A 13,973-nucleotide genomic window follows, 5' to 3' on the forward strand; every position below is an offset into this window, starting at 1 on the left:
GCAGTCAAAACCCGAATAAGACTTTAGCCGCCTGCACCTGCAGCGACTGCAGCAATGGCGCCGGGCATTGCAGGGCCTGCAACTGCTCAATCACCCGGGCATAGTCAATAGTGTGTTCATGCTGGGTATGCGGCCAGTCACTGCCCCACACCAATCGGTCCGGGCCAAAGTTCTGCACCAGTAAGGGCAATGCCGCCCGGGCAAACTCGAGGTTTTGCCGCTCGCTGCCACCCAGACGATAGATGCCAGAGACTTTCACCCATACCCGACCGCTGCGCCCCAGTTCGAGCATTTGCGCAAAACCGGGTTGATCCAGACCCAGACGTGCGTCCGGGCGGCCAAAATGATCAATCACCACTTTGACCCCGGACGCCAGTAGCTGGCGTGCAAGATCCGGCAGGTCCTCGATCTGACGGTGCAACTCGACATGCCAGCCCAGCCCGGCAATGCGGCCCAGAAAGTCTTTCCAGACTGGCTCGGCCAGGTCCGGCAAGGCCTTGCCCATCAAGTTCAGGCGTACCCCGACCACGCCCTGGCGGGCCATGTCGTGCAGCACCCCGGGCTTGACCCCGGGTTCCAGCACCACCACCCCGCGCAGTTGCCGGGGCGCCTGTTCCAGCGCTGCCAGCAGGTAGCTGTTATCGGTGCCCAGAAAGCTGGGCTGCACCAGCACGCCGTGACTCAGACCGTGGTCGCCCAGGTATTTCAAGTACTGCACCAGGGTCGCGTCATAGTCCGGGGTGTAACGCCGGGCCGCGCTCAGGCTCAGCTCGCGACTGAATACATGGGCATGGCTATCGATGCCGGTCAGGGTTGTGGAACGGGGATCAGACATGGATTTCATCTACAAAAGTAAGCGGCTTCAGGCACGGGCGCCCTCTTTGCCAAGGGTGTCGTCCGGGATCACGGACGTGGATTTTTCAAGGCTGCGGCCACGGGTTTCCGGCAAGCAAAGGGCGGCGAGAACGGCTACGCCATAGGCGATGCCGGCGTCGATGCCAATCGCCGAGCCCAGGGACATGGACTCGCTCATATGCCCGACCAGGAACGGGAACACCGCCGACAGCACCCGGCCAAAGTTGTAGCAAAAACCCACACCGGCACCGCGCACGTCCGCCGGGTACAGTTCGTTAAACAGGGCCCCAAGGCTTGCGGGAATACCGGCGGCGAAGAAGCCCAGCGGGAAGCCGAGAAACAGCATCTGGGTATTGCTCAGCGGCAGGAACACGTAGCACTGCACCGTGACCACACAGCACAACGCGAACAGCACAATGTTCTTGCGACGCCCGATACGGTCGATCAACAAACCGCTGACCACGCAGCCGCACCAGAAGGCAAAGATAATCACCGCCAGATAACCGCCGGAGTTGAGTACCGACAGGTTGCGCTCGGTTTTAAGGAAGGTCGGCAGCCAGGTCATGACCGCGTGGTAACCACCGTGGGCGCCCAGCCCCAGCAGCCCCCCGAACAGGGTCACGCGGATCAGTTCCGGGCGGAAGATGCCCGCCAGGGATTTGAAGAAGCTTTGGGGGATGACACGTTCCTTTTGCATGCGCTGGAAGCTGTCGGGCTCCTCGACATTGCGCCGCACCCAGATGATCAGGAACGAAGGCAGCAACCCGACCACGAACATCACGCGCCAGGCCATGTCCTGCGGTACCAGCGAATAGATCAGGGCGAACACCCCGACCGCCAGACCCCAACCGACCGCCCAGGCGCTTTGCACGGTGCCCATGACCTTGCCGCGATATTTCGGGTTGATGGTCTCGGCCATCAGTACTGCGCCGGCCGCCCATTCGCCACCGATGCCAAACCCCTGCAGCGCCTTGACGATCAACAGTTGATGGAAGCCGGTGACGAAGGCTGACAGAAAGGTGAAGAACGAGAACCAGAGAATCATCCACTGCAGCGTGCGCACCCGACCATAGCGGTCAGACAGCGTGCCGCCGACCCAGCCACCGATCGCCGACGTCACCAGGGTGACAGCGCTGATCAATCCTGCATCGCCCTTGGTCAAGGCGAAGGCGGCAATCAGCGCCGGAATCGCCAGACCGAACATTTGTACTTCCAGCGCGTCGAGGGACCATCCGCCGAAGCAGGCCCAAAACGTTTTTCGCTCCCGGGGAGTGACCTGCCGATACCAACTGAACATGATTCTTATCCTTATGGGGTGGAACCTGAGGCAGCCGAACGCGAACCGCGCCGCTATCGGGCCAGTCATGACAAACACAACGATGAACCCCCTGCCGGCCAACGGGCCCACAGGGTGGGGGGGTTAACGGATATCCACGCTGTAACGGAAATGCTCGGCATGCCCGCGCGAGCGTCGCCACTCCAGCGGCGTACCGGCGTAATCCCGGGCCAGCCGCTCGATCACCACCACCGGGCTGTTGACCTCGACCTGCAGCAGCCGGGCATGCACTTCATTGACCGATTCGGCGGTCAGGGTTTCTTCGGCATAGGCCACAACCTGGCCGCACATCTCTTCGTAGATGGGATACAGCAACGGCCCCTGCTCACTCAGATCGATCTTGAGCAGCGGTTCGAAACGGCTGCGGGGCAGCCAGATTTCTTCGGCAAGCAGCGGCTGAACTTCCAGCAGGCGAATACGCACAATCCGGATCACTGCTGCATCGACAGCCAGCCCCAGCGCCTGGGCCACTGCCGAGGGCGCAGCCACGGGCTCGACGCTGAGGATGCGACTTTGCGGCACCCGGCGTTCGCCGGAGGCAGTCTGAAAGCGGAAAAACCGGAACAGCGAAGATTGAAACTGGGGACGGCGGACAAAGGTACCGCGACCCTGTTGACGTTCCAGGACGCCATCACTGACCAGCATGTCTATGGCTTTGCGCACGGTGCCGGTGGACAGGTGATATTGCGCAGACAGCGCAGCCTCGGTAGGAATCGCCTCCCCCGGGCGCCAGCGGTTCCTGGCGATCTGCTCAGCCAGATGGTCACGCAGGCGTTGGTAATGCGGCAGGCGGGTATCACTGGAAAGAGCATTCATAGACTTTATGCGCCAAGTTATATAGTCATATATATGAATATTGGCGACGAGTATTTCCTCATCGCCAATGACTGTCAATATGGATCGGAATATTCACCCTGGTAATCCGTAGTCGCTGCCCGGTTACTGGAACACCGGACGCAGGAAGCTGCGCTCGTAACTGACAATGCAGCGGTTGTCCTCTGCCAGCTTGAACGCCGCGATGCACTCAGGGTCGGTTTTAGAGCGCTCGCGGTAGTCTTCATAGGCTGCCAGGGAGGGGAACGAAAACATGGCCAGCGCTATGTTGTTGGCGCCTTCCGATGGCAGGAAGTAGCCGTGGTGGATGCCACCGAATTTCTCTACCAGCGGGATCCACAACCGCCCGTACGCTTCGAATTCGGCCAGTTTGTAAGGGTCAATCACATAGCGCAGATGGCAGGTAATCATGTCTTCAGTCCATGGCGTAAAAGGAGGCCGAGACTAAGCTGCGGCCTCCTCTGAGGTCAATATGCCATCACTGCGCCCCACCCGCCTTCCCCTGCAGGAGCGAGCCTTTGCAACCTGACAACAAAGAGCTTGCGAGCACGCTCGCTCCTACAGGGGGCGGTATGCGTCAAACAGCGTGCAGGCGGTCATCCTCGGCATAAATCGCCGTGTGCATACCACCCTCCGCATCCCGCCAGGCGCGGTACATGCCGGGGGTGTTGAAGCTCAGAACGGTCTCGCCCGAAGGGGATACCGCCACTACGCCGCCGCTGCCTCCCAGTTCCTTGAGCTCGCCCTGCACCACCGCCTCACAGGCCTGGTCCAGGCTCGATCCCACCAGGCGGATACGCGACGCGATGTTATGGGCGACCACGGTGCGGATAAAGAATTCGCCGTGCCCGGTGGCCGAGATGGCGGCACTGCGGTCATCGGCCCAGGTACCGGAGCCGATCAGCGGCGAGTCGCCTACCCGACCGTAGCGCTTGTTGGTAATGCCACCGGTGGAGGTGGCTGCTGCCACATGCCCGTTGCAGTCCAGGGCCACAGCGCCCACGGTGCCGAATTTCTTTTCAATGCCCCCCGGCTCCAGCATCAGGGTCTCGGGTTGCTGTTGCTGGGCGGCCCACTGCCGACGGCGCAAGGGCGTGTCATACCAATCGTTGCTGACATGCTCCAGCCCCGCTTGCTCGGACAGGAACAGATCGGCGCCGGTACCGGCCAGCAACACATGTTCACTGTGCTCAAGCACCGCCCGCGCTCCGCAAATCGGGTTGCGCACATGGTGCACGCCCGCCACTGCACCGGCCTCCAGGTTGGCGCCGTTCATGATCGCGGCGTCCAGTTCATGATCGCCGCAGTGGGTAAAGACAGCGCCTTTTCCGGCATTGAACCAGGGGCACTCCTCCAGCTCGACCACGCTGGCCTGCACCGCATCCAGGCTGCTACCGCCGCGCTCCAGCACTGCAACCCCGGCCTTGAGCGCCTGCAACAACGCCTGGTGGATCGCCTGTTCGTCGTCTTCAGTCAGCATGCCGGGCATCAGTACGCCGGCGCCACCGTGCAAGGCCATGGCAATAGAAGGGGTCATTGTGCATGCACTCCGTGGTTGATGATCTGGCTCAAAAAACGTTGGGTTCGCGGGGATTCAGGGGCCGAGAAAAATCGCTCGGGCGGGGCCTCTTCAACAATTTCGCCCTGATCCATAAATACAATCCGGTCCGCGACCTTGCGCGCGAAACCCATCTCGTGGGTCACACAGATCATGGTCATGCCTTCATGGGCCAGACTGGTCATCACCTCCAGGACCTCGGCAATCATTTCCGGGTCCAGGGCCGAGGTTGGCTCATCAAACAACATGACTTTGGGCTGCATGCACAACGCCCGGGCAATCGCGATACGTTGCTGCTGGCCGCCGGACAACTGGGACGGAAACTTGTTGGCATGGTCGCGCATCTTGACCTTGTCCAACAGGCTCAGGGCGCGCTCGATGGCCTGGTCCTGGGGCACGCCAAGGTTGGAGGTTTGCGCCAGGGTGCAGTTTTTCAGCACGGTGAGATGGGGGAACAGATTGAAGTGCTGAAAGCACATGCCGACCTGACGACGAATGCGCTCCAGCCCCTTGACGCTGCCATTGAGCTCCTCCCCCAGGACCTCGACTGTGCCTTGCTGGTGTTGTTCGAGCTGGTTGATGCAGCGGATCAGGGTCGACTTGCCCGAACCCGAAGGCCCGCAAATCACCACCTTCTCCCCCGCTTCAACGTTCAGGGAAATATTTTTCAGTACGTGGGCATTACCGAACCATTTGTTCAATTGCTCGATGCGCACCATCAGGGCTGGATCGGACTTGGCTTTGCTGATCATGAGCGGCTCTGCTCCATACGTTGTTCAAGGTGTCGGGCGTAGCGCGACAGTGCAAAACAGATGACAAAGAAATAAATCGCCAGGAACACATAGATTTCGTGGCCGTACTCGACCCACTCAGGGGTGACGGCGGTGCTCATGGCAATGCCCACGATGTCCAGTACGCCGACAATCATCACCAGCGTGGTCTCTTTGAACAGGCCGATAAACTGCGTCAGCAACGGCGCAATGGATTGCTTGAGCACCTGCGGCAGGATGATCTGGCCCATGGTTTTCCAGTAGCCGAAGCCCAGTGCCTGGGCTGCTTCGTACTGGCCCCTGGGCAGATTCTGCAAGCCGCCACGCAGGGTCTCGGCCATATAGGCTGCGGTGAACAGGATCAACACCAGCTGCACCCGCAGCAGGATGTCAAAAGCCGAACCCGGCGGCAGGAACAGTTGAATCATCAGCGACGCCATGAACAGCAGCGAGATCACCGGCACCGAACGCACCAGCTCGATGTACAGCACGCACAGCAGGCGGACCACCGGCAGTTTGGAGCGTCTGCCCAGGGCCAGCAGAATTCCCAGCGGCAAGGCGAAAATCATCCCGGCCGTGCCGAGGAACACCGTTACCAGCATCCCGGCGAACCTGGTCGAAGACACCTCCGGCAAACCGGCGCCGCCCTTGAGCAGCCACCACATCACGATGGGCAGCAACGCCAGGTAAGCCAGGAGCAGGCGACGGTCCAGGCGCTTGAAAAACAGCAGCCCGAACGCCGAACCCGCCAGCACAAATGACAGGGTCACCCGCCACTGTTCGGCCTGGGGATAGAAGCCATAGACAAACAGGTTCCAGCGCTGGGTTATCGGCAACCAGCAAGCCCCGGCAGGGTTGCAATCCCTGGCATGTTCGCCAACGAAGGTGGCATCAAAAACCAGCCAGTTGAGGGCCGCGGGCACGCACCAGCACAGCAGTGCAATCACCCCGAGGGTCAGCAAACTGTGGCCCGCGCTGGGGAACAGCTGGCTGCGGGTCCAGGTCAGCGCGCGCCGGGTCCAGGGCAGTCGTGGCGGCGCCAACGGCAGCGTCAGTGCTTGATTCATTGCAGTCATGTTCAGTGCCCCCTCTGGCCGATACGGTGGTTGTAGATGTTCATCCCCAGGGAGATCACCAGGCTGATTGCACAGTAAGTGCCCATCACCAGGGCGATGCACTCAATGGCCTGGCCGGTCTGGTTCAGGGTGGTGCCGCCTGTGGACGACACCAGCTCCATGAAACCGATGACTACCCCCAGCGAGGAGTTCTTGACGATGTTGAGGTAGGTGTTGGTGATCTGCGGAATCATCGGGTAGATCGCTTGCGGCACGATCAGCTGGCGCATGGTTGAGCCGGACTTGAAGCCCAGTGCCCTGGCTGCTTCGTACTGGCCGCGATGAACCGACTCGATGGCGCCGCGCACGATTTCGGCGATGTAACTGGCGCTGTAGAACGACAGGGCCAGACACAGGGCGAGCATTTCCGGTACCAGGGTGATCCCGCCCTTGAAGCCGAAGCCACGCTGCACCGGCACCTCCCACTGCACCTGGGCCCCGCTCAAGGCGTATACCAGCAACGGCAGCAACAGAGCCCCGGCCAACAGTGCCGGCCAGCGCCGGGAAGCAAACCCGCGCCACGGCGCACGGGCATCCTTGACTCGACAAAACCCATAGCCCAGCAAGGTACCCAGGGCCATCAAGGTCAGGCCCCAACCCACCAGGCTGCCTTGCTCAAGCCAAGGCAGGGTGAGGCCGTTGTTGTTCAAAAACACCACGCCGGCCAGTGAAGCCGAGTGTTTGACCCCGGGCAAGGCCAGGACCAGCCCGTACCACCACACCAGATGCACCACCAGCGGCACATTGCGCAGAAACTCGACGCAGGTGCCGCTCAGGCGCTTGATCAGCCAGTTGTCCGAGACCCTGGCCAGGCCCAGTGCGCCACCCAGCAGGGTCGCCAGCACAATACTCAGCACCGATACCAGCAAGGTGTTGAGCAGGCCCACCAGATAAGCCCGGGCGTAGGTCGCGTCCGGGGTGTAGTCAATCAGCGAGAAACTGATGTCGTAACCGGCACGCTGAGATAAAAAACCGAATCCCGAGGCGATATTCAGGTGCTTGAGGTTCAACGCGGCGTTACTGGCGAGCAAATAAAAGACTGCCGCAACCAGGGCCAGTACCAGCCCCTGCTGCAACACACTGGACAGACGCAGATTGGGCGAACGATGGGTCGACATAAGCGTAATTCCCTTAACGAATCGGCGGTGCATACATCAAGCCATGGTCTTTCCAGCTGCGGTTCAACCCGCGGGGAATGTTCAGGGCTGTCTGCTGGCCGAGGTTACGGTCGTAGATCTGCGCGTAATTGCCCACTTGCTTGAGGGCGCGGTATGCCCAGTCATTGTCCAGGCCAAAGGATTGACCGATGGTGCCTTCAGTCCCCAGCAAACGGGCGATATCGGTTGATGCCGTTTTACTGGTGCGTAACTGGTCGACGTTGTCCGAGGTCACGCCCAGCTCTTCACCGGTCATCAGCGCGTAGGCGGTCCAGGTCACGATGTTGCGCCAGGTGGTGTCACCCTGGGCGACGAAAGCGCCCAGAGGCTCCTTGGAGATCACTTCGGGCAGCAGCGCGTAGTCCTGGGGGTTGTTCATCAGCGCCAGGCGTGCGGCCAGGCCCGAGGAGTCGTTGGAGATGGCATTGCAGCGCCCGCGCTGGAAGGCCGCGTACAGCTCGGGGCTTTTCTCGATGACCACGGTTTTATAGGTCAGGCCACGGCGGCCGAAATAGTCCTCCAGATTCTGCTCGGAGGTGGTGCCCGGTGACAGGCAAAAGGTTGCGCCGTCCAGATCGGTGAGTTTTTCGATGCCGTCGGCGGCGTGGGTCATAAAGCCCTGGCCGTCATAAAACCAGACGGTGGTGAAATCCACCCCCAGGTTGGCTATCCGCTCGGCCGTCCAGGACGCGGCGCGGGACAGAATGTCGATTTCCCCGGACGCCAGGGCGGTAAAGCGGTTTTTGGCGGTGGTGGTCAGGTACTCGACCTTGTCCGCATCGCCCAGCACCGCGGCAGCCACTGCCCGGCAGAGATCCACGTCCATGCCGGTCCAGCGCCCCTTGTCATCGATCAGGGAAAAGCCCGGTTTGTCGCCGGCTACCCCACAGCGCACAGAGCCATGGGCTTTGACTTTATCCAGCACACCTGCCTGGGCGGTTTGGACACAGGTGGCGAGCAGTGCCAGTACGGGCGCGCCAAGTAAAAGCTTCACCCTATTCAATTTGTGCATATCATTGCCCCTTTAAAAATTCTTCTTGTTATGCCTGACAACCACAGTTCAACGGCAGGTGGCGTGTTATGGGCACAATAAAGACAGAGCCACGGGCCGGATAGCGACTCTTGATCCACAATGCTGGACGCCCTATCGAATATTGGAATAACTCTATGAATATCGACTGGTATGAAGACTTTCTCGCCCTGGCCGATACCGGCAAGTTCACCGCGGCTGCCAGCATGCGTGGCTCGTCGCAATCGGCGTTGAGCCGGCGCATTCAGTTACTTGAAGGCCACCTGGGAGCGACCCTGGTGGACCGCGACCGCAACCCGGTGCGCCTGACGGCTGCCGGCGAAGCCCTGCTGCCGAATGCCGTGGAACTGGTGCGCATGGCCCGGGACTGCGAGCAGAGCGTAAGAGTGCTGAACCGGCCGCTGACATTCGCCTCGTTGCACACCCTGGCCTGCAACTTTTTCCCGGGCTGGATCAGCCGGCTCAACAGCCCTGAGGCGCCCCTGTTTACCCGGATCGATACCGGTTATCGCAGCACCGATGATTACTACATGGCGCTGATGTCGGGACGTTGCGATTTCATCCTGTTCTACCGCGACGCCAAGACTGCGCCCTACTCCCGTCAGAGCGAGTTCGAGGTCAAGTCCCTGGGCCAGGACGAACTGTACTGGGTCGCCACCCCGGCCCTGGCCGCGCACTGTGCGCAGACCGATGCGCCGATCCCGCTGTTGAGTTACTCGCGCAGTGCGCAACTGCATGAACTGTCGCGCACCCAGATCAACCGCCATCCACAACCACAGCGCCTGCTGCAGGTGTTCGAAGCGACCGTATCCGAAGCCCTGAAACCCATGGTCGCCAGCGGCCAGGGCGTGGCGTGCATGCCCCACAGCATGGTCGCGCCCCTGATCGAGCGCCAGGAACTGGTGCGCTTGTATCCGGACATGGAATCGGACCATCTGGAAGTGATTCTGGTGCGCTGGCGGGATAACCGTAATCCCCAGGCCGATGCGTTTTGGCAGAGGTTGTAGCCAGGTCTACCGGCGCCACAGCCTTCAATATGGGCCCGGCAAAAAGCTCGCGAGACAAGCTCGCTCCTACATGGGGCTGGAACGGGCAGGGTTTATCATCACATCGCTGGCTGAGCAGGTACGACTTTAGATAAGCTCTGCGTCCCCCATCAGCAACCAGCGGTAAGCGCATGTTTGAAGTCACCGAGGTCCCCATCGCCCAACTGCGCGCCGCGCTCGAGTCCAGACAGGTAACGGCGGTTGAGCTGGTGCAGGCTTATCTTGCCCGCATCGATGCCTATGACACGCCCGATACAGCCACTGCCCTCAATGCCGTGGTGGTGCGCAACCCTGAGGCGCTGGCCGAAGCGCAGGCCAGCGATGCACGGCGGGCCAAGGGCCAGACCCTGGGACCTCTGGACGGCATCCCCTACACCGCCAAGGACAGCTATCTGGTGAAAGGGCTGACCGCAGCGTCGGGCAGCCCCGCCTTCAAGGACCTGGTGGCCCATCGCGATGCGTTTACCATCGAACGCCTGCGTGGTGCCGGGGCCATTTGCCTGGGCAAGACCAATATGCCGCCCATGGCCAACGGTGGCATGCAGCGCGGGGTATATGGCCGTGCCGAGAGCCCGTATAACGCCGACTACCTCACCGCGCCCTTTGCCTCGGGCTCATCCAACGGTGCAGGCACGGCAACCGCAGCCAGTTTTTCGGCATTTGGTCTGGCGGAAGAAACCTGGTCCAGCGGACGAGGCCCGGCCTCGAACAATGGTTTGTGCGCCTATACCCCATCGCGCGGGGTGATTTCGGTGCGCGGCAACTGGCCGCTGACCCCGACCATGGACGTGGTGGTGCCGTTTGCCAGAACCATGGCCGACCTGCTTGAAGTACTGGACGTGGTCGTGGCCGAAGACCCGGACACCCGCGGTGATCTGTGGCGCCTGCAGCCCTGGGTACCGATACCCGCAGTGGCCTCGGTGCGCCCTGCCTCTTACGCAGAGCTCAATGCCGGCGCTGACGCACTGGCAGGCAAGCGCTTTGGCATACCGCGCATGTACATCAATGCCGACCCCGAAGCGGGCACGGCCGAAGCACCGGGTATTGGCGGCCCGACCGGCCAGCGGATCATTACCCGGGCCTCGGTGATCGAGCTCTGGCAAGCCGCGCGTCAGGCCATTGAAGCCCGGGGTGGTGAAGTGATCGAAGTCGACTTCCCGCTGGTATCCAATTGCGAGGGTGACCGCCCCGGAGCACCCACCGTGTTTACCCGCGGTCTGGTGTCCAAAGAGTTTTTGCATGATGAGTTGTGGGAGCTGTCGGCCTGGGCGTTTGACGACTTCCTGCGGGCCAATGGTGATCCGAAACTTGGCTGTCTGGCAGACGTTGACGGTGCACTGATCTTCCCCCACGACCCGGGAACCTTGCCCAATCGCGAAGATGAACTGGCGGCGGGCATGGATGAATATGTGCGCATGGCCGAGCGCGGCATTACCCCGTGGGACCGGATCAGTACCGTGCCGGATGGCCTGCGCGGTCTGGAGCAGACCCGCAGGATTGACCTGGAGGACTGGATGGATGGTCTGGGTCTGGATGCAGTGCTGTTCCCGACGGTTGCCGATGTAGGGCCGGCGGATGCGGATGTGAATCCGGTATCTGCGGATATTGCGTGGAGCAATGGGGTTTGGGTTGCCAACGGTAACCTGGCGATCCGGCATCTGGGTGTGCCGACGGTGACGGTGCCTATGGGTGTGATGGCGGATATTGGCATGCCGGTGGGGCTGACCTTTGCCGGTAGGGCCTATGATGATTCGGCGTTGTTGCGGTTTGCTGCGGCGTTTGAAGCCACCGGCAGCAAACGCCTGATCCCGCCGAGGACGCCGCCATTGGCATAAGTTCTGGTTTTGGTTTGGGCTTGGGCTTGGGCTTGGGCTTGGGCTTTTAAAGACGATGCTCCTGCCGCCACTCGATAGTCGAAACGACGCGGATGCCCATCACAGGAGGCCGAACGCAGGGGCTGTTGTGGGGGTGGCGAGGCAGGACGCCGAGCCAGCCGTGCCGGGCCATGGATGGCCCGTCACGGCGTGCCCCCACAACAGCGCCGGAGTGAGGGCACCGGGCGAGCCTAGGCGAGCTCGGCCGTATGGTAGGGCACAGACCTTTTGGTTCCTTTTGGGGCGTTTGCCAAAAGGGACTCGCCGTAAGGGCGAAACCCGTAAATCGCCGTTGCGCATTGAACGGATATGTACCTAGTTCAAGCAGCTGGAATACCGCGTACATATCCGTTTGATGTATCACAGCTTTCTACGGGTTCCGCCCTTACGGCGGCTCACTTTTGTCAAACAGCCACAAAAGTAAGCAAAAAGGCCTTGCCCCAGCGTACGGCCTTCGCTGCGCTCAGGTTCCCTCGCTCCGGTCCCGCTCCGTGGCCACGCCGTGACGGGCCATCCATGGCCCAACACGGCTCTCCCGGCATCCATGCCGGGAGGACCACTACGCAGAACCTCCTCTCGGCCTCCCGAAGGGGCCAGTAGATCAAGATCAAAAACAAATCAAAAGCAGATCAAAAGCAGATCAAAAGCAGATCAAAAACGCCCCTGAAGGCGCTGTTTAGCTTTTTGCTTTTTGCTTTTAAAAACGATGCCCCTGCCGCCACTCGATAGCCGAAACGACGCAGACGCCCATCACAGGAGGCCGAACGCAGGTGCTGTTGTGGGGGTGGCGAGGCAGGACGCCGAGCCAGCCGTGCCGGGCCATGGATGGCCCGTCACGGCGTGCCCCCACAACAGTGCCGGAGTGAGGGAACCGGGCGAGCCTAGGCGAGCTCGGCCGTATGGTAGGGCGCAGACCTTTTGGTTCTTTTTGGGATGGTCCGACACTCGGCGTTTGCCAAAAGGGACTCGCCGTAAGGGCGAAACCCGTAAAAAGCCGTGATACATAGAACGGATATGTACGCTCAGTTTTAACTGCGGTACCGCGTACATATCCGTTTATGCACCCCAAAGACGCCAGCAACACCCCTTAGCGGGTTTGCGCAACTATCTGCGATGCCGCAAGCATCGCCTTGAGCAACACCGCACATCCCGCCGCCAGATCCCCGGGATCGGCATTCTCGATCTCGTTGTGACTGATCCCCCCCTCACAGGGCACAAAAATCATCCCCGCCGGACCCAGCTCGGCCAGGAAGATCGCGTCATGCCCTGCCCCGCTGACGATGTCCATGTTGGATAACCCCAACTCATTGGCCGCGTCGCGCACCGCATCCACACAATCCGGGTTGAAGTACAACGGCGGGAAGTCCGCAGTCGGGGTCAGTTCAAAACTCAGGCCATGCTGCTTGCAGGTGGCTTCGATCACTCCACGCACTTGCTCGATCATCGAGTCCAGTCGCTCCGGCAACAGGTGACGGAAATCCAGAGTCATGCGCACTTCGCCCGGGATTACGTTGCGTGACCCCGGATAGGCTTGCAGGCAACCCACGGTGCCACAGGCATGGGGCTGATGGCTCAAGGCGGCCTGGTTGACCGCGGCCACCACGGCCGCAGCGCCGACCAGGGCGTCTTTGCGCAGGTGCATGGGCGTCGGTCCCGCGTGGGCTTCTACGCCGCGCAGGTTGAGGTCGAACCATTTTTGCCCCAGAGCGCCAAGCACCACGCCTATGGTTTTGCGTTCGTCTTCAAGGATCGGCCCTTGCTCGATATGGGCTTCGAAGTAAGCACCCACCGGGTGGCCACTGACTTTGCGGCTGCCGGCATAACCAATGGCATTCAGGGCCTCGGCAACCGTTACGCCCTGGGCGTCGGTCTTGGCCAGGGTCTCTTCAAGGGTGAATTTTTCCGCAAATACCCCGGAGCCCATCATGCACGGCGCAAACCGCGAGCCTTCTTCATTGGTCCACACCACCACTTCCAGCGGGGCTTGTGTCTCGATGTTGAGGTCATTGAGCGTGCGCAGTACTTCGACACCCGCCAGCACTCCGTAGCAACCGTCAAACTTGCCGCCGGTGGGCTGGGTATCGATATGGCTGCCGGTCATTACTGGCGGCAAGTCCGGGTTGAGCCCGGGACGACGGGCGAAAATATTGCCCACCGCGTCGACACTGACCGTGCAGCCCGCTTCTTCACACCAGCGTACGAAGATGTCCCGGGCCTGACGGTCGAGGTCGGTCAGGGCCAGGCGACAGACCCCGCCTTTGACTGTGGCTCCCAGTTGCGCCAGCTCCATCAGCGAGGCCCAGAGGCGCTCTCCATTGATGGACTGCGGGCGTTGCTGCTGAAGGTCTTGTACAGCGTTCATGGCGTTTTCCTCAGGCAGTTCTTATAAGAATTGATG

Annotated in this window: 12 protein-coding genes; 2 read left to right on the plus strand and 10 right to left on the minus strand. The window is 61.2% G+C overall.

Annotated elements, in window-relative coordinates; translation table 11 throughout:
• Window positions 1-4 precede the first annotated feature (4 nt).
• The 9 genes from JQ848_RS13920 to JQ848_RS13960 all read right to left on the minus strand — a co-directional run bounded on the left by JQ848_RS13920 (window position 5) and on the right by JQ848_RS13960 (window position 8,637).
• A complete protein-coding gene (locus JQ848_RS13920) occupies window positions 5-835 on the minus strand; it encodes an amidohydrolase family protein (RefSeq protein ID WP_202210857.1) in 831 nt (276 codons plus the stop codon).
• A 27-nt stretch (window positions 836-862) separates the two neighbouring features.
• On the minus strand, window positions 863-2,152 hold the full coding sequence (locus tag JQ848_RS13925) for an MFS transporter (RefSeq protein ID WP_003444993.1): 1,290 nt from the start codon (window positions 2,150-2,152) through the stop codon (window positions 863-865).
• Window positions 2,153-2,275: 123 nt separating this feature from the next.
• Window positions 2,276-3,007: a GntR family transcriptional regulator gene (locus tag JQ848_RS13930; RefSeq protein WP_202210858.1), complete on the minus strand. Its 732-nt coding sequence runs from the start codon at window positions 3,005-3,007 to the stop codon at window positions 2,276-2,278.
• 123 nt (window positions 3,008-3,130) lie between these two features.
• Window positions 3,131-3,436, minus strand: coding sequence for an NIPSNAP family protein (locus JQ848_RS13935; protein ID WP_010657209.1), 306 nt, complete (start codon window positions 3,434-3,436; stop codon window positions 3,131-3,133).
• 166 nt (window positions 3,437-3,602) lie between these two features.
• Window positions 3,603-4,562 carry an isoaspartyl peptidase/L-asparaginase family protein gene (locus JQ848_RS13940; RefSeq protein ID WP_160627914.1) on the minus strand — a complete coding sequence of 320 codons (960 nt, stop codon included), beginning with the start codon at window positions 4,560-4,562 and terminating at the stop codon, window positions 3,603-3,605.
• Window positions 4,559-5,335 carry an amino acid ABC transporter ATP-binding protein gene (locus JQ848_RS13945; RefSeq protein WP_003445001.1) on the minus strand — a complete coding sequence of 259 codons (777 nt, stop codon included), beginning with the start codon at window positions 5,333-5,335 and terminating at the stop codon, window positions 4,559-4,561. The genes JQ848_RS13940 and JQ848_RS13945 overlap by 4 nt, the downstream gene beginning before the upstream one ends.
• Window positions 5,332-6,429 carry an amino acid ABC transporter permease gene (locus JQ848_RS13950; RefSeq protein ID WP_003445003.1) on the minus strand — a complete coding sequence of 366 codons (1,098 nt, stop codon included), beginning with the start codon at window positions 6,427-6,429 and terminating at the stop codon, window positions 5,332-5,334. The genes JQ848_RS13945 and JQ848_RS13950 overlap by 4 nt, the downstream gene beginning before the upstream one ends.
• A 2-nt stretch (window positions 6,430-6,431) precedes the next feature.
• Window positions 6,432-7,586, minus strand: coding sequence for an amino acid ABC transporter permease (locus JQ848_RS13955; protein WP_003445004.1), 1,155 nt, complete (start codon window positions 7,584-7,586; stop codon window positions 6,432-6,434).
• 13 nt (window positions 7,587-7,599) lie between these two features.
• Window positions 7,600-8,637 carry an amino acid ABC transporter substrate-binding protein gene (locus JQ848_RS13960; protein ID WP_003445005.1) on the minus strand — a complete coding sequence of 346 codons (1,038 nt, stop codon included), beginning with the start codon at window positions 8,635-8,637 and terminating at the stop codon, window positions 7,600-7,602.
• Between the two features lie 155 nt (window positions 8,638-8,792).
• On the opposite strand from JQ848_RS13960, the gene JQ848_RS13965 reads away from it, so the two are divergent.
• Both JQ848_RS13965 and JQ848_RS13970 read left to right on the plus strand, forming a co-directional pair.
• Window positions 8,793-9,662 (plus strand): LysR family transcriptional regulator, encoded by an 870-nt coding sequence (locus tag JQ848_RS13965; RefSeq protein ID WP_003445006.1) that lies wholly within the window; start codon window positions 8,793-8,795, stop codon window positions 9,660-9,662.
• 170 nt (window positions 9,663-9,832) lie between these two features.
• On the plus strand, window positions 9,833-11,536 hold the full coding sequence (locus JQ848_RS13970) for an amidase (RefSeq protein WP_202210859.1): 1,704 nt from the start codon (window positions 9,833-9,835) through the stop codon (window positions 11,534-11,536).
• A 1,126-nt stretch (window positions 11,537-12,662) separates the two neighbouring features.
• Here JQ848_RS13970 and JQ848_RS13975 read toward each other — a convergent pair.
• The gene (locus JQ848_RS13975; RefSeq protein WP_003442402.1) at window positions 12,663-13,937 is read right to left on the minus strand and encodes a Zn-dependent hydrolase; all 1,275 of its coding nucleotides are present in this window, start codon (window positions 13,935-13,937) and stop codon (window positions 12,663-12,665) included.
• Between the last annotated feature and the right edge of the window lie 36 nt (window positions 13,938-13,973).

This window comes from Pseudomonas paraversuta (assembly GCF_904067025.1).
Classification (GTDB): Bacteria; Pseudomonadota; Gammaproteobacteria; order Pseudomonadales; family Pseudomonadaceae; genus Aquipseudomonas; species Aquipseudomonas paraversuta.

Coding starts and splice junctions, on each gene's coding strand:
- JQ848_RS13970 (WP_202210859.1), top strand. CDS start 9,833: ATGTTTGAAGTCACCGAGGTCCCCATCGCCCAACTGCGCGCCGCGCTC.
- JQ848_RS13955 (WP_003445004.1), bottom strand. CDS start 7,586: ATGTCGACCCATCGTTCGCCCAATCTGCGTCTGTCCAGTGTGTTGCAG.
- JQ848_RS13935 (WP_010657209.1), bottom strand. CDS start 3,436: ATGATTACCTGCCATCTGCGCTATGTGATTGACCCTTACAAACTGGCC.
- JQ848_RS13925 (WP_003444993.1), bottom strand. CDS start 2,152: ATGTTCAGTTGGTATCGGCAGGTCACTCCCCGGGAGCGAAAAACGTTT.
- JQ848_RS13960 (WP_003445005.1), bottom strand. CDS start 8,637: ATGCACAAATTGAATAGGGTGAAGCTTTTACTTGGCGCGCCCGTACTG.
- JQ848_RS13940 (WP_160627914.1), bottom strand. CDS start 4,562: ATGACCCCTTCTATTGCCATGGCCTTGCACGGTGGCGCCGGCGTACTG.
- JQ848_RS13930 (WP_202210858.1), bottom strand. CDS start 3,007: ATGAATGCTCTTTCCAGTGATACCCGCCTGCCGCATTACCAACGCCTG.
- JQ848_RS13945 (WP_003445001.1), bottom strand. CDS start 5,335: ATGATCAGCAAAGCCAAGTCCGATCCAGCCCTGATGGTGCGCATCGAG.
- JQ848_RS13950 (WP_003445003.1), bottom strand. CDS start 6,429: ATGACTGCAATGAATCAAGCACTGACGCTGCCGTTGGCGCCGCCACGA.
- JQ848_RS13920 (WP_202210857.1), bottom strand. CDS start 835: ATGTCTGATCCCCGTTCCACAACCCTGACCGGCATCGATAGCCATGCC.
- JQ848_RS13965 (WP_003445006.1), top strand. CDS start 8,793: ATGAATATCGACTGGTATGAAGACTTTCTCGCCCTGGCCGATACCGGC.
- JQ848_RS13975 (WP_003442402.1), bottom strand. CDS start 13,937: ATGAACGCTGTACAAGACCTTCAGCAGCAACGCCCGCAGTCCATCAAT.